This window comes from Burkholderia orbicola (genome assembly GCF_900100915.1).
In the GTDB taxonomy this organism is placed as follows: Bacteria; Pseudomonadota; Gammaproteobacteria; order Burkholderiales; family Burkholderiaceae; genus Burkholderia; species Burkholderia orbicola.
Genome location: NZ_FNKW01000003.1, coordinates 82749 through 100881 on the forward strand (window position 1 = coordinate 82749; position 18133 = coordinate 100881).

Consider the following 18133-nt stretch of genomic DNA (forward strand, 5'->3'; position numbering starts at 1 on the left):
CGATGCCGGGCCGTCAGCCATCGACGGGCGGCCGGCGCGTGCGGTCCCGGCGTGCCGGCGGGCCGCGAACGGACGCGTCAGTCCGGCGTCGTGAAACGATCGACGAGATCGGGCTGGTCGAGTTGCTCGACCCACCAGTGCAGCGCGCGGCCCGCCTCGTCGCCGCGCCACGCGAGATAGCAGTGCGTGGTATCGCGCATGCCGGTCACCTGGCGCGCGACGAGCTTGCCGTCGGCGATCGCGCGCGCCGCGATGCATTCCGGCAGCGTGCCGACCGCGAGCCCTTCGCATTGCGCTTCCAGCTTCGCGGCCAGCGTCGGTACCGCGAGGTACGGCTGGCCCGCATCGATCGCGACCGACTGCGGCTGCAGTTCGCGCGACGTATCGCTGATCACCGCGCCGCGATACTGGACGACCGACGCCATCGACAGCGGTTCGGGCAGCGCGGCGAGCGGATGAGACGGCGCGACCGCGAACACGTGTTTCAGCGAGCCGATCGGCCGTGCGACGATGCCCGGCAATTCCGGCGGTTCGCCCGCCGCGCCGACGACGAGATCCGCCCGCCGCGAAATCAGCGCATCCCACGCGCCGCCGAGCACTTCGGTCGACAGCCGCAGCCGCGTGTCCATCCCGAGCGCGTAGAACCGGTGGACGTACGGCCACAGCGCGTCGAACGGCAGGATTTCGTCGATGCAGACGCGCACTTCCGTTTCCCAGCCCTGTTGCGCACGCAGCGCCTTCATTTCGAGCTGCTCGGCCGCACGCAGCAGGCGCCGGCCTTCCTCGACGACGATGCGGCCCGCATGCGTGAGCTTCGCGCGCCGTCCGCTGCGGTCGAACAGCGCCACGCCGAGATCGCTTTCGAGTTTCTGCACCAGGTAGGTGAGCGCGGACGGGACACGATGCAGCAGTTCCGCTGCTTCGGCAAAGGTGCCGGTGCGGTCGATCGCGTCCAGGGCTTCGAGCGCTTCGAATGACAGCTTCATCGCGAATTCCGGTAGGGGGTGGCTGGCGCATCATACCAGTGCGGGGTGCGGCGCGAGCAGCGTGCGTCGCCGCGATTTGCTAGAGTGATAAGCCTCGTCATTCATCTTCCCGCCTCGCCCCATGAGCGCCCCGCAGCCGGACACCGCATCGTCCGATTTCATCCCGGCCGACGTCAGGCAGACCGTCGTCACGCAAGCGTTGCCGAACGGGCAAATCGGTATCGTCCGGCTCAAGAGCTTGCGCAGGAACATGGGGCTGACCGCGCCCTATGAACTCGAGAATACGGACCTGATCGTGCTGCAGTTGCACCCGTTCGGCGAGCAGGATCTGTGGCTCGACGGCCGCCCCGCGCCGTTCGTTCCGTATGACGCGGGAACCGTGTCGATCTACGATCTCGACCGTCGCTGGGTGGCCGATCTCCAGGGTGCGTTCGATTGCCTGCATTTCCATCTACCGCGCCACACGCTCGAGGAAACGGTCGACGACCTCGGCGGCCGGCAGCGGCCGCAGCTTTATCTGCCGCCGCATCTGAGCACCCACGATTCGGTCATCCATGCGCTCGGACACGCGCTACTGCCCGCGCTGGCCCGGCCCGCTGAAGCGTCGCAGATCTTCATCGATCACGTGGGGCTGGCGTTTCAGGCGCACGTCGCGCATCGTTACGGCGGCGTCGGCGAACGGCGGGAAAGGTCGGACGGCAAGCTCACGCCGTCGCAGGCGCGCCGCGCGAAGGAGTTGCTGCTCGCGCACCTCGACGGCAACATCGGCCTGGCCGACGTGGCGAGCGCGTGCGGGCTGTCTCGCGGCCATTTCGTCAAGGCATTTCATCGAACGACCGGGCTGCCGCCGCATCGCTGGCTCATCGTGCAGCGCGTCGAACGGGCAAAGGAATGGATGCGCGACCCGAACATGCCGTTGAGCATGATCGCCGTTGCGTGCGGCTTCGCCGATCAGAGCCATTTCTCGCGCACCTTCACGCGCTTGACCGGTGTCACGCCTCGCCGGTGGCGCGCGGACCATACGTGATCGTCGCGACGCGGATGCGGGGCGCGGCATGACAATCGCGGCGACGTTCAGGCATGCAACTTGCGCGGCCGCACGGGCCGCACTACTTTGGAGAGATTTCCATGAAACGACGCTGGCCGCGACCACCGATGCTCGCGATGGGTGTGTTCGCAACGTTCGCGCTGCACGCAGCCGTTGCATCGGCTGCGCCCGAAGTCTCGATCAGCCGCGCCGATTACGGGACGACCGCGACCGGGCAGGCGGTGAGCCAGTACACGCTCGCGAACCGGCGCGGCGTGACGCTGAAAGTCATCACGTACGGCGGCATCGTGACCGCGCTCGACGTGCCCGACCGCACCGGCCACGCGGCCGACATCGTGCTCGGCTTCGATTCGCTGCGCGACTACGAGGCGCACAACGGCAACATCCATTTCGGCGCGCTGATCGGCCGGTATGCGAACCGCATCGCGGGCGGGCGTTTCACGCTCGACGGCAAGACGTGGAAGCTGCCGGTCAACGACGGGCCGAACACGCTGCACGGCGGCCCCGACAGTTTCGACGCGAAGGTCTGGACGGTCACCGGCACGCACAGCGACGCGACCGGTTCGAGCGTCACGCTGCGCTACGTGAGCCCCGACGGCGAGAACGGCTTCCCCGGCACGTTGACGACGGACGTGACCTACACGCTGACCGGCGACAACCAGATCCGCATCGACTACCGCGCCACGACGGACAAGGACACGGTCGTCAACCTGACCAACCACAGCTACTTCAATCTGGCCGGGCAGGCGGGCGGCAGCGTCGAACGGCAACTGATCGAGATCGCCGCATCGCGTTTCACGCCGACCGACGATACGTCGATTCCGACCGGGCAACTGGCGAGCGTTGCGGGCACGCCGATGGACCTGCGCCAGCTGACGCCGATCGGCGCGCATTTGCGCGATGCATATCCGCAGCTCGCGATCGCGCATGGCTACGACCAGAACTGGGTGCTCGACCAGGGCGGCCAGTCGGCGCCGGCGTTCGCCGCGCGCGCCTACGACCCGGCGTCGGGGCGTTTCCTCGAGCTGTACACGACGCAGCCGGGGCTGCAGTTCTATACGGCCAACGGGTTGAACGGCAGCGTCGCGGGCAAGGGCGGGACGGTCTACCGGCAAACCGATGCATTCGCGCTGGAAGCCGAGCATTTTCCCGATTCGCCGAATCATCCGGCCTTCCCGTCGACGGCGCTCAAGCCGGGCGAGACGCTGCACGAAGTGACGGTGTGGCGGGTGGGCGCGCGATAAACGGCGGCGGCGGCGTCGGCGGGCGCGCGGCGATCACACGTTGATCACGCCGCGCCCGAGTTCGATCACGCGCCCGCCGACGCCGATTTTGCCCGCGGCATCGACCGACAAGTGCAGCAGGCAGGGCCGGCCGACGGCTTCGCCTTGCTCGACCCGAAGCGCGGCCGGCAGATCGTGACTGGCGGCAAGCAGCCAGCCGCCGAGGTTCGCACAGGCCGAACCGGTGCCGGGATCTTCCGCCACGCCGCCGCCTTGCTTCACGAAGAAGTAGCGGGACACGACCGTCCCCGGGCGTGCGTCGTCGAACGCGAATACGTATGCGGTCCTGCGGCCGAGGCTGCTTGGCGGCCAGATGTCGACGCGCGCGCCGTCGGGCCGCGCGCGCCGCACGGCGGCCGGGTCCTTGAGCGCGACCAGCAACTGGTCGGCACCGGTATTGACCCACAGCGGCGGCGCGAGCAGATCGTCCTCGGTGAGCCCGAGCAGCGCCGCGACCTGCGCATCGGGCAACGTGCACGGCGCCGTGTTCGGCATGCCGGCGTGCGGCGCGATGAAGGTCCACACGTCGTCGCGCGCGGTGACGTCGACGACGCCGGCCTTGAATTCGAGCGACAGCGCATCGCCTGCCTCGAGCAGATCGCGCACGACGTGCGCGGTGCCGAGCGTCGGATGGCCCGCGAAAGCCATCTCGTAGCCCGGCGTGAAGATCCGCACGCGTGCATGTGCCCGATCGGACGGCAGCACGAAGGTCGTCTCGGACAGGTTGAACTGCACGGCCAGCGCTTGCATGGTCGCGTCGTCCATGCCGCGCGCATCGTCGAACACGCACAGCGGATTGCCGCCGAACGTCGCTTCGGCGAAGACGTTCAGCAGGCGAAAGGTGTATTGGGTCATCGATATCTCGTAGGGATCAGCCCTGCTTGTCGCGCGGTGCGAGCATCGCCTGCATGTCGGGATGCTTCAGCACTTTCCGGTATTCCGCCGGACCCATTGCGTCGATCAGTACGCGGCCGCTCACGTCGGCCTTGATGTACTCGACCGCGAGCAGCGCGATGACCGGATTGGTCGTCAGCGTCGCCTGGTCGGGCGACTGATCGCCGAATTCCGCGACCACTGCCTCGGTGTCGTCCGCGACCGCGACGGCCAGCCGCCGTCCCGAGAGCCGAAGTCGCGCGCTGGCGCCGCATTTGGCCATGTCGTAGTGACGCGGCCCGTCGAGCGTGCGCGTGCCGTAGATCGCCACGTGCGTATCGACGCCGCGCGCCGCGGCCGCTTCGAGCAGCGGTCCGAGATCGTCGATCTCTTCGTCCCAGACGCCCGCGAAGATTTCGGTTTTCGCGTGGTCGATCACGCGCGCGAAGGCGCTGACGATCGCCTCCCGCCCGCTCAACGACCAGACCAGCCCCGGCTCTTGGCGCACCGGCAGCCGGTCGAGCGCGCCCGCCGCCAGCTCGAGATCCGCGTTGAAGCGCGTGCGCAATTCTTCCAGCAGCGAGCGGTGCGGCACGGCGGCATAGCGGACCGGTTCGGAGCGGTTGACGAGCACCGCGCCGCGCGCCTCCAGGCGGCCGAGGGTCTCGTAGACCTTCGATGGCGGCATGCCGGCGCGCCGGCCGACTTCCGCCCCCGTCAACGCGGCTTGGCCGACGAGCGCCGCGTACGCCTGCGCCTCGTATTGCGTGAAGCCAAGCCGGATCAGGGACGTGATCAGTTCCGCGTTTTCGTTCATGTGGATGGATTCGGATGGCCGTGATCAGCATCACGGCGGTGCTTGATTAACTACCGGAGTAGTATAGAATCGATCTCACTTACTACCGAAGTAGTAAGTGAGATTTTCTAACCTTACCGAGGAGGATCATCAAGATGCGTCAACGGATCAGTACCGGCTCCCCGTGGGAGCCCAAGGTGGGCTATTCGCGTGCCGTGGTCGTCGACAACACGATCTACGTATCGGGGACGGCCGGCAAAGGCGACGACGTGTATGCGCAGACGCGCGATGCGTTGGCGACGCTCGGCAAGGTCCTCGCGGACAGCGGATTCGCGCTGTCGGATGTCGTCCAGAGCCGGCTGGTGGTCGCCGACTTCGACCATTGGGAGGACGCGGCACGGGCGCACGGCGAGACATACGGCGAGATCCGGCCGGCGTTCTCGCTGGTCCATGCGTTGCCGTTCGTCGATCCGGAGATTCGGGTCGAAATCGAGGCGATCGCGGTCCGGACCGTCGCATGACGGTCGCCGGCCCGCACGCGTATCTGTCCCGCACCGCGATCGCGATGCTCGCGCTCGCGGCGGGCGTCGCGATCGCCAACGGCTATGCGCTGCAGCCGTCGCTGTCGGCCATTGCCGGCGATTTCGGCGTGTCGGCCGCGCGGATGGCGACCCTCGCGTCCGTGACGATGCTCGGCTATCTGGCCGGCCTGGCGCTGCTGGTGCCGCTGGTCGACCGGGTCGGTCCACGCACGCTCGTTTCGGCGCAAATGGGCGTGCTCGCGGTGTTGCTCGCGTGCGCGTCGCTGTCGTCGACGCCGTTCGCGCTCGACGTCTGCTTCCTGCTGGTGGGGGCGGCCACGACGGTCGCGGCACAATGCAGCGCGGTCGTCGGCAAGCACGCGGAGCCGCAGCGGCGCGGCGGGGCAATGGGGGTGGTGTCCGCGGGCATTTCCGCCGGTATCCTGCTGAGCCGTTTCGTCGGCGGTGCGTTGTCGCAATGGTGCGGGTGGCGCGGTGCGCTGCTCGCCTTGGCCGGTTGCGTGGCGCTGGCGGCCGTCGGCAGTGGCGTGCTGCTGCCCGGCGGTCGCCCCGACGGGCGTTCCGGTCACGCAGCCACGATCGGCGCGATTCCGCGGCTGCTGCGCGACAGCGCTGCATTGAGGCGCCGCACCTGCGCCGGCATGCTGTGGTTCTTCGCGTTCAATCTGGTGTGGGTAGGGCTGGCGATCCGTCTGGCCGCGCCGCCGTACGGCATGGGGGCGGCCGAGATCGGCGCGTACAGTCTCGCCGGCGTGCTCGGCCTGGGCGTGACGCGCGTGGCCGGCAAGCTCACGGATCGCTTCGGCGATCGAGCGGTGATCGGCGGCGGGCTCGCCGTGGCCGCACTTTCCACGTTGTTGCTTGGCGTTGCGCTCGGTCATCCGGGCTGGCTGGGCGTCGGGCTGGCGTGGTTCGATGCCGGTTGTTTCGCCGCGCAGGTCGCGAACCAGGCCCGGGTCGTAGCGATTCAGCCCGTGCGGGCCGGGGCGTTGAACGCCGCGTACCTGACGCTGTACTACGCAGCCGGCGCGGGCGGCGCCGTGGCGGCAGGCATGCTCGTCGAACGGCTCGGGTGGGGCGCGATGATGCTCGTCGCGGCCGGTGCGGTGACGGCGGCCGCGTGGATCGGGGCATCCCGTGCGACGGTCGGTGCCGCGGGCGAACCGATGTCGGCCGGTTGAGCCGAGGAAATTGTCGTGTTCCCGTTCGCCGCGCTGGTGAATCGGATTTGCCGCGGCAAGACGCGGACGGCGAACGTGCGGGCGGTTGGTATTGGGCCGATCAGCCGCAGGACATCTGGGGCGTGACCGCGTTCATCCTGAAGTCGCTGGCCGGCCTCGCGCTCGATGCCGCGCGATGAACGCGTGCGTCGCGCGCCCGGTTCGGCGCACGTCAATGACGTCAATGCGACGACACGAACACCGCATCGTCGAATGCCTGCGGAATCGCGAAGCTCGCGCGCATGCGCTGCGTTTCCTTCGCCGGCGTCAAGCCGAACAGGCGCTTGAATTCCCGGCTGAACTGCGAGGGGCTCGTATAGCCGACCGCGTAGCCGGCCGCTTCCGCCGTCAGGTCCTGACGCACCATCAACAGCCGTGCCTGATGCAGGCGCGTCGACTTCAGGTACTGCATCGGCGACACCTGCGTGATCGCCTTGAAGTGGCTGTGAAAGCTCGGCACGCTCATGCCGGCTTCTTCGGCCAGTTGCGACACGTCGAGCGGCCGTGCGTAATCGGTATGAATCACGCGCAACGAGCGCCCGATCCGGCCGAATTGCCCGCGCATCGCCAGTGCGCTGCGCATCGCGTTGCCCTGCGCGCCGGTCAGCACGCGGAAATACAGCTCGCGAAGCAGCGCCGGGCCGAGCACCGCGGCGTCGAGCGGCCGCTGCATCGCCTCGACGAAACGCAGCACCGACGCATGCATCGCCTGATCCATCGGCGTCGACATCATGCTCTTCGGCGCCTGCACGGTTTCCGCGACGCCGGCTCGGTCGATCTGCGCGGCGAGTTCGGCGGCCAGCGTGAAATCGAGGTGCAGGTACAGCGCGAGCAGCGGGCGCTCGGGCGTCGCGTCGGTTTCCATGCTGAACGGCACGGGCACGGAGACGGCCAGGTAATGGTGCTCGTCGTACAAATAGCGCTCCCCGCCGAAGTACCCGCGCTTCGATCCCTGGCACACGATCACGATGCCCGGGTCGTACAGCACCGGCGTGCGCGACAGCGCGCGGTTCGAGCGCAGGATGCGCACGCTCGGCAGCGCGGTCAGGTTGTAGCCCTCGTCGGGCGCCAGCGTGCGCAACAGCGTCACTAGGCGCTTCCGGTCGCGCGGCGACAGTAACGAAGATCGGGTGGGGCCGGGCATGGTGCTCATAGTTTTGTGCAAGAAAATCAGCGGAATCGGGCTTATTCGGCGCAGTTCGTCAGACTAGTATGCACGCTTCAATCGACATTCGGGAGAAGCTCACATGGCATCCGGCAACATCATGCTCATTACCGGCGTCAGCAGCGGGTTCGGCCGTGCGCTGGCCCAGGAAGCGCTGGCCGCCGGTCACACGGTGGTCGGTACGGTGCGCGGCGCGCAGGCGGCGCGCGACTTCGAAGCGTTGTCTCCGCAGGCGGCCGTCGCGCGGGTGCTCGACGTGACCGACTTCGAGCGCATCGACGGCGTCGTCGCCGACATCGAGGCGAACGTCGGGCCCGTCGACGTGCTGGTGAACAACGCGGGTTACGGGCACGAAGGGATCATGGAGGAGGCGCCGCTCGACGAGATGCGCCGGCAGTTCGACGTGAACGTGTTCGGCGCGGTCGCGATGATGAAGGCCGTCGTGCCGTTCATGCGCGAACGCCGGCGCGGCTGCATCCTGAACATCACGTCGATGGGCGGGCACATCACGATGCCGGGCATCGCGTACTACTGCGGCAGCAAGTTCGCGCTGGAGGGCATTTCCGAGACGCTGGGCAAGGAGCTCGAACCGTTCGGCATCGCGGTGACGGCCGTTGCGCCGGGTTCGTTCCGCACCGACTGGGCCGGCCGCTCGATGGCGCGCACGCCGCGCTCGATCGCCGACTACGACGCGTTGTTCGATCCGATCCGCCGCGCGCGGGAGGAGAAAAGCGGCAAGCAGCCGGGCGACCCCGCGAAGGCCGCGCGGGCGATGCTCGCCGTGATCGCGGCGGACCATCCGCCCGCGCATCTGCTGCTCGGCAGCGACGCGCTGCGGCTCGTGCGGAACAAGCTGGCGGCGCTGGACGAAGAAATCCGCGCGTGGGAAGCCGTGACGGTGTCGACGGACGGCTGACGCGCGCGGCGTCGTTCGTTTCCTGCCGGTGGATGATCGGCCATCGCATTGCACGATGGCGTCGTGGTTTCACAATAATGGCCGATAATGGCAGCGGCCCGTTCGCCACGTTCATTCACCTCACAGGAGCATCGCGATGCCATACGTCACCACGAAGGACAACGTCGAGATTTTCTACAAGGATTGGGGTCCGAAAGACGCGCAGCCCATCGTGTTCCACCACGGCTGGCCGCTGTCCAGCGACGACTGGGATGCGCAACTGCTGTTCTTCGTTCAGCACGGCTATCGCGTGGTCGCGCACGACCGCCGCGGCCATGGCCGCTCGGCGCAGGTCTGGGACGGCCACGACATGGATCGTTACGCGGCCGACGCGTTCGCGGTCGTCGAAGCGCTCGACCTGCGCAATGCGGTGCATATCGGGCACTCGACCGGCGGCGGCGAAGTGGCGCGCTACGTTGCGAAGCACGGCGAGCCGGCCGGCCGCGTCGCGAAGGCCGTGCTGGTAAGCGCGGTGCCGCCGCTGATGCTGAAAACCGATTCGAACCCCGAAGGTTTGCCGCTCGAGGTGTTCGACGGCTTCCGCAAGGCGCTCGCCGACAACCGCGCGCAGTTCTTCCTCGACGTGCCGAGCGGCCCGTTCTACGGGTTCAACCGCGAAGGCGCGACCGTGCACCAGGGCGTGATCCGCAACTGGTGGCGGCAGGGGATGGAAGGTAGCGCGAAGGCGCATTACGACGGCATCAAGGCGTTTTCGGAAACGGACCAGACCGAGGACTTGAAGTCGATCTCCGTCCCGACGCTCGTGCTGCATGGCGAAGACGACCAGATCGTACCGATCGCGGATGCCGCGCTGAAATCGATCAAGCTGCTGAAGAACGGCACGCTAAAAACGTACCCGGGCTATTCGCACGGGATGCTGACGGTCAATGCCGACGTGCTCAACGCCGACCTGCTCGCGTTCGTGCGGGGCTGACGGTATCGGCGCCGGCCCGCCGCGGCGGGCGGCGCCATGATCGAAGGCAGGCGATCCGGCCGCGCGTGAAAAAGACGATCGCCCGCCGCGTGCTTCACCCCAAATCGACGAAGCGAACGCCCGGATGCGCGAGACGCGGCATCCGGCCGGCCAGGAACGCGTGCAACTCGCGTACCTGCGCGGCCTTGGCGGAATCTTCCGGCCATACGAGATAGTACGCATCGCCGGTGCTCACGGCCGTCTTGAACGGCAGCACGAGCTGCTTCTCGTCGATCGCCGTCGCGCACAGCGCGAGGTCGCCGATCGACATCCCGTGGCCGGCGATGGCCGCCGCGATGCCCTGTTCGAGCATGTCGAACACCTGCCCGCGCGTGATGTCCACATTCAGGTCGTGACCGCTGCCGTTGAGCCAGCGGCGCCAGTCGCGCCGGTCGGGTGACGGGTGGATCAACTCGCACGCGGCGGGATTCGCGCGTGCGACCGTGGCGGTGGCCCGCGAGCACACCGGAATCAGCCATTCGTCGAACAGCTTCACGCAATGCGTGCTTTCGCCGAACTTGCCTGCACCGAGCAGGATCGCGCAATCGTAGGATTCGCTGAAAAAATCGACGGTGTCGACATCCATCCACACGCTTGCGATCTGCACCTCGAACGCCGGCCGCGTGCCGCGGAAGGCGGCCAGTGCGTCGAGCAGCCAGCGCATCGTCAGCGTGGACGGCGCCTTGAGCCGCAGCACGTCGCGTTGCGTGCGGAACAGCATGCACGCTTCCTCGACCTGCCGGAACCCGCGCCTGAGCCCGGCCGCGAAGATGTGGGCTTCCGCCGTCACGGTCATTTTTGGCCCGTGCCGGACGAACAGCTTCCGGCCGAAGTAGGCCTCCAGTGTCTTCACGTGCTTGCTGACCGCGCTTTGCGTCAGGCTCAGTTCCTCGGCGGCCAGCGTGAACGAGCCGTTGCGCGCGGCGCTCTCGAACGCGCGGAGCGCATAGACGGGGGGAAGCGGTTTGGCCTTCATCGGTTTCGAGTATGAACAAGACTCATGTTATCAGGCAGGATTTTCCGTTTTCGATCGACAGGCCGGGCGCGTGATACTGCTCGTCACCGTGTTTTTCGCCACGTCGTGGCCCCCATGATGCCACCGTGACGGGCACGCCTGCCGACTCATCGAACAACTTTTTGTCATGACACTCCATTACCCGCTGCTGTTTGCCTATCTGGCCGCGATCGTGCTGCTCATCGCGACGCCCGGCCCGGTCGTCATGCTTGTCACCGGCACGGTTGCGCGGCGCGGGTTCCGTCAAGGCGTGCTGACTGCGGTGGGCGCGAATGCGGCGAGCCTCGTGCTGATCGCGGGCGCGATGCTGATGGTGTTCGGCGTCGTGATGGTCAGCGCTCGCTTGCTTGTGGGGCTGCACGTCGCGGGTTGCCTGTTCATCGCGGTGCTCGCGATCCGGACGCTGGTCGGCGAATGGCGCGCCGGTCGCGGGCGCAGTGGCGACGGCACGGCGGCGGGCGAACCGGCGTCACGGCCGCGCGGGTTGCCCGGCGTCGTGCGCGGCTTCCTCGTCGGCATCGCGAATCCGAAGGATCTGCTGTTCTTCGTCGCGTTCTTTCCGCAGTTCGTCGGCATCACGCCCGATTCGCGCGTGAGCCTCGCGATCCTCGCCGCGTTGTGGATCGCGGTCGATTTCACGATCATGACCGGCTACATGGCCGCGATCAACCATCCGGCGATTCATCGGAAGCAGCGGTGGATCGTGGCGTCGTCGGCGCTTGCGCTGCTCGCGATTGCGCTCGCCGGGCTCGGCGGCACGATCGCGGGTGTCGCGTAGCGTGTCGGCGATGGGCGTTACGCTTCGTTGGCGCCGCGTTGGCGCCCGCTAATCGTTGCGCAGGAACACGACGTAGCCGCGGAACCACGGATTCGACGCGAGATACGGCGGCGCGTCCCACTCGCCGCCCTGGATCACGCCGATGCGAAACGGCAGTTGCAGCCGCGCGACGCGCGGCAGATAGGCCGCGTAGTCGGGGATCGTGCGGCGGCCCTGATAGGTCTGCACGACCACCTCGTCGACGATGCCCTTGAGCTGGTTGACCTGGTCGGTATCGATGCGGCTGCTCCAGTCGAGCAGCCCCGTGATGCTGAGCCGGCAATCGGCGGGCAAGGTTTCGCGCAGCGTGCGCAGGAATCCGAGGTAATCCTGCAGGTGGCGCGTGCCCGCATCGAAGTCGATCTGGATGCCGGCGATCGTGCGGCCCGACGCACGCCAGCGTGCGAGCTGCGCGAGCATGATCTGCGTGACGCGCGGGGTCCAGCGCAGCGTATGCGCACGATAGACGAGCCACACGCGCGCGTCGGGCGCGGGCGGCAGCGCGACGCCCTGCGCGATCACGCGCACCTGCGACTCGTCCCGCGGCGACGCTTCGATCTGCCCTTGCAGCACGTAGACGATGCGCGCACCGTGCACGACCGCCTGCGGCTTCACGCCGGCCCAGAGCCAGAATGCGTCGTACCGCGCGGCGTCGACGGTGCCGCCCAGCGCGACGCGCGCGGCCAGCAGCAGCGCGACGCACGCGATGCGCTTCATGCGGCGCTTACCAGTAGTAGCGAAGCTTCTGCGCCCACGGGCTACCCGGATAGGCGGTCTTCAGCGTGTCGAACCAGCGCTTGCGCGTGCTCTTTGGCACCTCCTTGCCGCCGCATTCGTTGGAGCCGCCCGGCGCGTAGCACTTGATCGCGCGATAGAACGCGTACGCGCGGTCGTTCGGGTTCGCCTGCGTGTCGGCCATCACCGTCACGTAGCTCGACATCCGTTCGTACGGCTTGCCCGCGAACTGCGACGGCGCCGCGCCGAGCGTCGGCGGCACGCGCGTGGCGGCCGTGCTCGACGCGTTGCGGACCCACGGCGGCACCGGATCGGTTTCGAGGCCGTACGCGGGCGGATGAAGGCGCACGAAATCGGCGAGGCAGTTCAGCCCTTTCGGATCGGCGGGATTCTGCTGCAGCGTCGCGGCGATGTCGCGCGCCGACAGGCACGTGTAGCCGTCCTCGTTTTTCGCGGCGGCTGCGACGAACGGCTTCAACGGATCGGCGGGCGCGCCGGGCACCAGTGCGGTATCGGCGATGAAATCCGCGTAGTGCGAACGCGTGAGCTCCTTGTACAGCAGCGTGTACAGCGCGGTGTCGCGCAGCGCGCCGCTCGTCGCCTGATTCTGCGCCTGCGCGCGCAGCAGCTCGGCATTGGCCGCGCGCTGCAGCAGCACCGCGCGGATCGCGACGTTCCGCACGAGCGAATCGTCGGCGAACACGTCGTTGACGAGCCCGGCCTGCTCCAGGTTGATCGCGAGCGCGAGTTCCAGCATTTCGCGCTGGAAGCGGAACGTGGCGAGCGGGATCAGGTCGCGCCACAGCTGGCGGGCCTTGTCGTTCTGGCCGCTGTCCTCCAGTGCGAACCCGCGCAGCGCCTGCTGGCTCAGCCCGAAGTAGTCGAGTGGCGCGGCGGGCGTTTGCGGCAGCAGGTCGAGGGCGGCGTCCGGCTTGTGCCCGATCTGCACGTACCAGGTCGCGAGCAGGTAGTCGTACAGCGCGGGCGCGTTCGCGAAGCGCGGCTTCTGCGCCTGCAACTCGTCCAGCGTCATCGGCTTGCGGCTCGCATCGCTGCTGTCCGACGCGCGCATGCGCAGCAGGTCGACGGTGGCGAGCACGGTCGGCGACTGGATCTGGCTGGCGTCGAATTCGGAGCCGAACAGCAGCTTGCTGTCGAGTTCGTTCGCCAGTTGCATCAGCGGCACGTTCGACGTCGCCGGCGACCAGCGCGCGAGCGCATGGCCGTACAGGTCGGCCTGCTGCGTGACGTTCCCGCCGAGCCACGCGACCCGTCGCAACAGCCCGCTCGCGGACACCGCATAGCGTCCCTTCGGATACACCTTCAGGTAGGTCCGGAACACCGTGTTCGCCGCGTCGAGCGACACTTTCGTCACGCGTGCGCGCGTCGGCGTCGGGCTGTCGTTGTCGAATACGTTGGCCTGCGCGGCGTTCAACTGCGCGCGGCCGGCCATGTAGAGGCCGGTTTCCTTCAGCCACGGGTCCGCGCTGTGCGAGGCGTTTGCGAACGCGCGGGTCGCGGTGAGGAAGTCGGCGCGGTAGAACGCGTTCGTGCCGTCGAGGTACGCGGCGAACTGCTGGCCGAGCGGCGACTTGACCGGCGGCTTCGTCCACGCGGCGCTCGCGCCGCCCGCGGCACAGGTCTTCTGCGCGATGTCGGCGCGCGCCGCGCGCAGGCGCGCGGCTTCGTCGGCGGGCAGCCCGCCGGCGCCGCCCAGCGCGGCGTTGAACGCGTCCGCGCCCGCGCTCATGCTGCGGCAGATGCTGCCTTCGCCGTCGGCATACCGGTTCGACGACGCATCGGCATCCGCTGCGCCGCCGGTCTTGTCGGGCTCCTTCTGGCCGATGTAGATCCATCCGGAGAAATCCATCGGGAACGGCACGACGATCTGGTTGATCCGGTCTTTCGCCGGGATGGTCTTCGGGTCCGGAAACACCTGCGCGACCTTGGCGCTGTCGACCATCATCAGCATCGCGTTGATGCGCGTGTCGTTGGCGGGCGTCAGCATCGGCACGTTGCCGCACGAGTAGGAGGTCTGCCGGAGCGTGTTCGGCACGTAGCAGCCGTCGTCTCCGCTGGCATGGGCGGCGGGCGTCCAGAGCAGGCTGGCCGCCAGCGCGGCGAACAGGTTTCGGTTCAGCGTCGGGTTTCTTCGCATTTTTCTTGTGCCGGGTAGGGGGCCGCGACGGCCCGTTCTCTCAGGGGGTGTTTTGCCCCGGCGCGTATCGTACCTCACGGGGCGTGACGGCCGGCGGTGCGCAGGGCCGCCAGCCGCCCCGCGGGCCGGCTCCGCGAAACGGAAATCCACTCAGTGTGGACGCAACGCCACCTTGAATCCGGATCGCTTGAATTAAGATGCAGCCGGCAGCGGCGGACGTCCGACGATAGACGACCTGACGGGGGCCGCACTGCACGACGGGGAGGTCTGCCGAAAGCGGCGTTCGCATCGATCCGCGCGACGGAATCGATCATGAGAGGGAGGCGAACGGATGCCGTTTTACATGCCTGTTCAGTAGCATTACTTAACAATTTTAAGGGCGACACAATACGTCGTGTCGGCCAACGGCAGACAAGCGTGCGCCGGACAATGAAAACAAGAGGATTCCGATGAAACCCATTACATGGATGGTCATGGCGGCCGCGCTCGCGCTGACCGCATGCGGCGGCGACGATGTCGCGCCGAACGGCGGCGCGTCGTCATCGTCGTCGACGCCGACGAATCCCGGTTCGCCGTCCGGCTCGACGTCGCCCGGGGGCGGAACGAGCGGCGGGTCGAACGGCAGCCCGACCGGCGGCGGCACCGCGCAGCCGCAGGCCGGCTGGTCGACGGCCGCCGCGGTGGACGGCAAGGGGCCGGAGGGCGCCCCCAGCGTGACGATCGACGCGAGCGGCAATGCGCTCGCCACCTGGATGACCAACGGCCCGACCGGCGCGAACGGCAACGAGATGTGGGGCGCGCGCTATGCCGCAGGTTCGGGCTGGGGCACCGCGACGCGGCTCGACACGGGCGACGGCTCGCATTCGATGAACACGACGAGTTCGAGCCCGTCGCGCGTGGTCGGCAACGCGAGCGGGCAGGCCGTCGCGTTCTGGACCGAATGGATGCCGGGCCCGAACACGTATGCGCTGTGGGCGCGCCCGTACAGCCCGGCCGGCGGCTGGGGCGCGGCGTTCGAAGTCGCGCCGGACGTGACGGGGTCGACCTATTCGGCCGGGATCGACGGCCAGGGCAATGCGCTCGTCGCGTGGACCCAGTCGATCAGCCTGCTCGACACGCGTATCGCATGGACGCGTTACACGCAGTCCGGACAGTGGTCGCCGACGGCGCTGATCCAGATGCCGGTGCAGACCGGGCCGGGTGCGGTGACCGGCGACACCGACAACGTGGGGCCGATGATCTCGGTGCTGTCGTCCGGCCGGGCCGTGCTCGCGTGGCGGCAGACCAACCATACGCACTCGGCGCTGTGGACGGCCACGTACGACGCCGCCAACGGCTGGACCGACGTCAACCAGGCCGTGTCGAACACGAGCCTGTTCACGACGATCATCTCGCCGGTGGCCGGCATGGACGCGAAGGGCAACATCACGCTGCTCTGGGGGCAGCTCGACGTGACGGGCGGGCACATCACTACCACCACGATGTCGCAACGCTATGTGTCCGGCACCGGGTGGCAGCCGTCGCAACCGGTCGCACCCGCGATCGTCGAGCCGACCGGGTTCATCGCGACGCCGATGCTGGCCGTCAACGAAAACGGCGTGGCCGCCGCGATGTGGGCGGAAGGCGGCGCGGCGCTGCAGGTGAGCGTGTCCGATGCCAGCGGCAACTGGGGGCCGTTGCAGCGGCTGACGGAACACCTGAACGGCGCCGCACTTCAGTACCCGCCGCTCGTGGTCGATGCCGGAGGCAACGTGACGGCTGCGTGGCAGGACACCGGTTTGCCGGGTGCGTCGGCCGTCATCGTGGCCAGCTACCGGAAGGGCGCGTGGAGCGCGTCGACGGTGGCGCCGCAGAGCGCGTCGTGGCCCGCGCTGGCCGTCAACGCGACGGGGGCGATGGCGCTGCTCTGGCAATCGTATGTCGCGACGATCGGCAGCCAGATCCAGGCCAGTTTTTATACGCCGGGCACGTAAACGCCTCGCATTGGGGAAATCGAAGGAGAAACCATGAAGCAAACCTTGTATTGCACCGCCCGGACCGCGCTGGCCGTCACCGTCGCCGGCCTCGTGCTCGCCGCGTGCGGCTCGACGCAGATGAACATGGTCGACGTCCAGACGTCGACCGCGAAGACGCTCGGGCTCGCGTCGTCGGACGAGATCACGATCGCCAACGTCCAGTACGGGAAGAAGGACGGACTGGGCGGCCAGAAGGTGAGTTACGACGCGACGACCGGCAAGGGGCGGCGTTTCGGCTGTACGGTGTTCATGATTCCGGGGCTCACGCCGATCGATCGGCCGACGTACAACAACTGGGAATGCCATCCGCAACGGTGATGGCCGCGATGACGACCACGCCCGGCGTCGGGCGTCGGTCGATCGCTTGGGGGACGATGCACCGCGTGGGCCTTGCGCCGACGCAGTTTGGTCCGATAATTGACGAACCGATTCTTTCCTGACCCGCCGGTTCGATAAAAAACTGTCATGGATCAAGCCGCATTTGTCCCTGTTTTCAGGTTCCGCACGACCGACTATCCCGAGCCGGACCGGTTCCACGTCTGGGTCAAGGACATGCTGTGCGACTACTGGCTCGACGACGACGGCGGCCACGACCCGTGCGACGCGGAAGCAACCGGCGCGGCGCTCGGCCCGCTGATCTTGTCCGGCCGGCACTGGCACTCGCGCGCGCCGACCTATACGGTCCGCCGCACGCCGCGGCGAATCCGGCTCGACGGGCAGGATTCGATCCGCTTCACGCTGCTGCTCGGCGGCCGGCTGGCGAGCCATACCGGCGGGCCCGCATTGATCAAGGGCGCCGGCGACCTGTTCGTCTACGACGTCGCGCAGATCAACGACTGCAAGGTCGAGGCCGGCGACGTGATCAGCCTCGTCGTGCCCCGCTATCTGCTGCCGGCCCATGCAGCCCAGGCGCACGGCCAGACGCTGACGAGCGGCGTGGGCCGGCTGGTCGCCGACCAGATGTTGTCGCTGTTCCGCAACCTGCCGAACCTGCGCATGCAGGACGTGCCGAGCATCGTCCAGTCGATGCTGTTGCTGCTGGCCGCGGCGGTGTCGCCGAGCGCGCAGGCGTTGAACGACGCGCGCGGCCCGATCGACCATGCGCTGGTCGATCGCGTGCGTCGCTACATCGACCTGCATTTGCTGGAGCCGGACCTCACGCCCGAACGGATCTGCCGCGACATCGGCGTGTCGCGGGCGCGGCTCTATCAGTTGTTCAAGGAAGAGGGCGGCGTGATGCGGCAGATCACGCGGCGGCGCTTGCGTCACGCGTATCACGTGCTCGGCGATCCGCAGCGCCGGCATCAGCGCATCGCGGAAATCGCGTGGGCGCACGGCTTTCCCGACGAGAAATATTTTCACCGGCTGTTCAAGGCGGAATTCGGCCACACGCCGAAGGAGACGCTCGAGTGCGCGGCCGCGCCGATCCTGCTGCCGTGCGGTGCGGCCGATGCGCGCTGGGGCGACGGCGGCCGGCTGGCGGGATGGACGCTGCCGTTCGGGGTGCTCACCAACTGAGCGGGCCGCGCGTGAGCATCGCACGGTGAACGCG

At 68.1% G+C, this 18133-nt stretch carries 18 protein-coding genes; 11 read left to right on the plus strand and 7 right to left on the minus strand.

All coding sequences use genetic code 11. From position 1 onward, the window contains the following. Positions 1-77 precede the first annotated feature (77 nt). Positions 78-986, minus strand: a complete 909-nt coding sequence (locus BLS50_RS30235; RefSeq protein WP_012337491.1) for a LysR family transcriptional regulator — start codon at positions 984-986, stop codon at positions 78-80. A 121-nt stretch (positions 987-1107) separates the two neighbouring features. Here BLS50_RS30235 and BLS50_RS30240 point away from each other — a divergent pair, with 121 nt between their 5' ends. Together BLS50_RS30240 and BLS50_RS30245 are read left to right on the plus strand one after the other, a co-directional pair. Next, the gene (locus BLS50_RS30240) at positions 1108-2013 is read left to right on the plus strand and encodes a helix-turn-helix transcriptional regulator (RefSeq protein ID WP_074807000.1); all 906 of its coding nucleotides are present in this window, start codon (positions 1108-1110) and stop codon (positions 2011-2013) included. Positions 2014-2114: 101 nt separating this feature from the next. Beyond that, a complete protein-coding gene (locus BLS50_RS30245) occupies positions 2115-3278 on the plus strand; it encodes an aldose epimerase family protein (RefSeq protein WP_074807004.1) in 1164 nt (387 codons plus the stop codon). Positions 3279-3311: 33 nt separating this feature from the next. On the opposite strand, the gene BLS50_RS30250 is transcribed toward BLS50_RS30245, so the two are convergent. Together BLS50_RS30250 and BLS50_RS30255 are read right to left on the minus strand one after the other, a co-directional pair. Then, positions 3312-4172 (minus strand): PhzF family phenazine biosynthesis protein, encoded by an 861-nt coding sequence (locus tag BLS50_RS30250; RefSeq protein ID WP_074807007.1) that lies wholly within the window; start codon positions 4170-4172, stop codon positions 3312-3314. Positions 4173-4188: 16 nt separating this feature from the next. Continuing rightward, positions 4189-5007: a TrmB family transcriptional regulator gene (locus BLS50_RS30255; RefSeq protein WP_027811905.1), complete on the minus strand. Its 819-nt coding sequence runs from the start codon at positions 5005-5007 to the stop codon at positions 4189-4191. A 134-nt stretch (positions 5008-5141) separates the two neighbouring features. Here BLS50_RS30255 and BLS50_RS30260 point away from each other — a divergent pair, with 134 nt between their 5' ends. From BLS50_RS30260 to BLS50_RS30270, 3 genes are read left to right on the plus strand one after another with little or no spacing between them, the layout of a single operon-like run. After that, the gene (locus tag BLS50_RS30260) at positions 5142-5507 is read left to right on the plus strand and encodes a RidA family protein (RefSeq protein ID WP_074807010.1); all 366 of its coding nucleotides are present in this window, start codon (positions 5142-5144) and stop codon (positions 5505-5507) included. Beyond that, the gene (locus BLS50_RS30265) at positions 5504-6709 is read left to right on the plus strand and encodes an MFS transporter (protein WP_074807012.1); all 1206 of its coding nucleotides are present in this window, start codon (positions 5504-5506) and stop codon (positions 6707-6709) included. Before BLS50_RS30260 ends, BLS50_RS30265 begins: the two co-directional genes overlap by 4 nt. 47 nt (positions 6710-6756) lie before the next feature. Continuing rightward, positions 6757-6888 (plus strand): hypothetical protein, encoded by a 132-nt coding sequence (locus tag BLS50_RS30270; RefSeq protein WP_023475972.1) that lies wholly within the window; start codon positions 6757-6759, stop codon positions 6886-6888. A gap of 41 nt (positions 6889-6929) precedes the next feature. On the opposite strand, the gene BLS50_RS30275 is transcribed toward BLS50_RS30270, so the two are convergent. Beyond that, positions 6930-7901 carry an AraC family transcriptional regulator gene (locus BLS50_RS30275; protein WP_074807015.1) on the minus strand — a complete coding sequence of 324 codons (972 nt, stop codon included), beginning with the start codon at positions 7899-7901 and terminating at the stop codon, positions 6930-6932. 94 nt (positions 7902-7995) lie between these two features. Between BLS50_RS30275 and BLS50_RS30280 the strand changes: the two genes are divergently transcribed. Both BLS50_RS30280 and BLS50_RS30285 read left to right on the plus strand, forming a co-directional pair. Next, positions 7996-8829, plus strand: coding sequence for an oxidoreductase (locus BLS50_RS30280; RefSeq protein WP_074807016.1), 834 nt, complete (start codon positions 7996-7998; stop codon positions 8827-8829). A 136-nt stretch (positions 8830-8965) separates the two neighbouring features. Continuing rightward, a complete protein-coding gene (locus tag BLS50_RS30285) occupies positions 8966-9802 on the plus strand; it encodes an alpha/beta fold hydrolase (protein ID WP_074807019.1) in 837 nt (278 codons plus the stop codon). A 94-nt stretch (positions 9803-9896) separates the two neighbouring features. Here the strand turns inward: BLS50_RS30285 and BLS50_RS30290 are convergent, their stop codons facing one another. Next, positions 9897-10817: a LysR substrate-binding domain-containing protein gene (locus BLS50_RS30290; protein ID WP_074807022.1), complete on the minus strand. Its 921-nt coding sequence runs from the start codon at positions 10815-10817 to the stop codon at positions 9897-9899. 166 nt (positions 10818-10983) lie between these two features. On the opposite strand from BLS50_RS30290, the gene BLS50_RS30295 reads away from it, so the two are divergent. After that, positions 10984-11634, plus strand: coding sequence for a LysE family translocator (locus tag BLS50_RS30295; RefSeq protein WP_074807025.1), 651 nt, complete (start codon positions 10984-10986; stop codon positions 11632-11634). A gap of 48 nt (positions 11635-11682) precedes the next feature. Here the strand turns inward: BLS50_RS30295 and BLS50_RS30300 are convergent, their stop codons facing one another. After that, positions 11683-12390: a DUF3142 domain-containing protein gene (locus BLS50_RS30300; protein ID WP_074807028.1), complete on the minus strand. Its 708-nt coding sequence runs from the start codon at positions 12388-12390 to the stop codon at positions 11683-11685. Positions 12391-12397: 7 nt separating this feature from the next. Beyond that, on the minus strand, positions 12398-14566 hold the full coding sequence (locus tag BLS50_RS30305; RefSeq protein WP_074807032.1) for an NACHT domain-containing protein: 2169 nt from the start codon (positions 14564-14566) through the stop codon (positions 12398-12400). 449 nt (positions 14567-15015) lie between these two features. Between BLS50_RS30305 and BLS50_RS30310 the strand changes: the two genes are divergently transcribed. From BLS50_RS30310 to BLS50_RS30320, 3 genes are all read left to right on the plus strand, one after another. Beyond that, positions 15016-16539 carry a hypothetical protein gene (locus BLS50_RS30310; RefSeq protein WP_074807036.1) on the plus strand — a complete coding sequence of 508 codons (1524 nt, stop codon included), beginning with the start codon at positions 15016-15018 and terminating at the stop codon, positions 16537-16539. Between the two features lie 33 nt (positions 16540-16572). Continuing rightward, the gene (locus tag BLS50_RS30315) at positions 16573-16899 is read left to right on the plus strand and encodes a hypothetical protein (RefSeq protein ID WP_006481339.1); all 327 of its coding nucleotides are present in this window, start codon (positions 16573-16575) and stop codon (positions 16897-16899) included. 147 nt (positions 16900-17046) lie between these two features. Then, positions 17047-18099: an AraC family transcriptional regulator gene (locus tag BLS50_RS30320; protein WP_074807039.1), complete on the plus strand. Its 1053-nt coding sequence runs from the start codon at positions 17047-17049 to the stop codon at positions 18097-18099. Positions 18100-18133: the final 34 nt, after the last annotated feature.

What these genes read in the sequence shown, in the direction of transcription:
- BLS50_RS30235 (WP_012337491.1), bottom strand. Translation starts at nt 986, where the DNA reads ATGAAGCTGTCATTCGAAGCGCTCGAAGCCCTGGACGCGATCGACCGC.
- BLS50_RS30240 (WP_074807000.1), top strand. Translation starts at nt 1,108, where the DNA reads ATGAGCGCCCCGCAGCCGGACACCGCATCGTCCGATTTCATCCCGGCC.
- BLS50_RS30245 (WP_074807004.1), top strand. Translation starts at nt 2,115, where the DNA reads ATGAAACGACGCTGGCCGCGACCACCGATGCTCGCGATGGGTGTGTTC.
- BLS50_RS30250 (WP_074807007.1), bottom strand. Translation starts at nt 4,172, where the DNA reads ATGACCCAATACACCTTTCGCCTGCTGAACGTCTTCGCCGAAGCGACG.
- BLS50_RS30255 (WP_027811905.1), bottom strand. Translation starts at nt 5,007, where the DNA reads ATGAACGAAAACGCGGAACTGATCACGTCCCTGATCCGGCTTGGCTTC.
- BLS50_RS30260 (WP_074807010.1), top strand. Translation starts at nt 5,142, where the DNA reads ATGCGTCAACGGATCAGTACCGGCTCCCCGTGGGAGCCCAAGGTGGGC.
- BLS50_RS30265 (WP_074807012.1), top strand. Translation starts at nt 5,504, where the DNA reads ATGACGGTCGCCGGCCCGCACGCGTATCTGTCCCGCACCGCGATCGCG.
- BLS50_RS30275 (WP_074807015.1), bottom strand. Translation starts at nt 7,901, where the DNA reads ATGAGCACCATGCCCGGCCCCACCCGATCTTCGTTACTGTCGCCGCGC.
- BLS50_RS30280 (WP_074807016.1), top strand. Translation starts at nt 7,996, where the DNA reads ATGGCATCCGGCAACATCATGCTCATTACCGGCGTCAGCAGCGGGTTC.
- BLS50_RS30285 (WP_074807019.1), top strand. Translation starts at nt 8,966, where the DNA reads ATGCCATACGTCACCACGAAGGACAACGTCGAGATTTTCTACAAGGAT.
- BLS50_RS30290 (WP_074807022.1), bottom strand. Translation starts at nt 10,817, where the DNA reads ATGAAGGCCAAACCGCTTCCCCCCGTCTATGCGCTCCGCGCGTTCGAG.
- BLS50_RS30295 (WP_074807025.1), top strand. Translation starts at nt 10,984, where the DNA reads ATGACACTCCATTACCCGCTGCTGTTTGCCTATCTGGCCGCGATCGTG.
- BLS50_RS30300 (WP_074807028.1), bottom strand. Translation starts at nt 12,390, where the DNA reads ATGAAGCGCATCGCGTGCGTCGCGCTGCTGCTGGCCGCGCGCGTCGCG.
- BLS50_RS30305 (WP_074807032.1), bottom strand. Translation starts at nt 14,566, where the DNA reads ATGCGAAGAAACCCGACGCTGAACCGAAACCTGTTCGCCGCGCTGGCG.
- BLS50_RS30310 (WP_074807036.1), top strand. Translation starts at nt 15,016, where the DNA reads ATGAAACCCATTACATGGATGGTCATGGCGGCCGCGCTCGCGCTGACC.
- BLS50_RS30315 (WP_006481339.1), top strand. Translation starts at nt 16,573, where the DNA reads ATGAAGCAAACCTTGTATTGCACCGCCCGGACCGCGCTGGCCGTCACC.
- BLS50_RS30320 (WP_074807039.1), top strand. Translation starts at nt 17,047, where the DNA reads ATGGATCAAGCCGCATTTGTCCCTGTTTTCAGGTTCCGCACGACCGAC.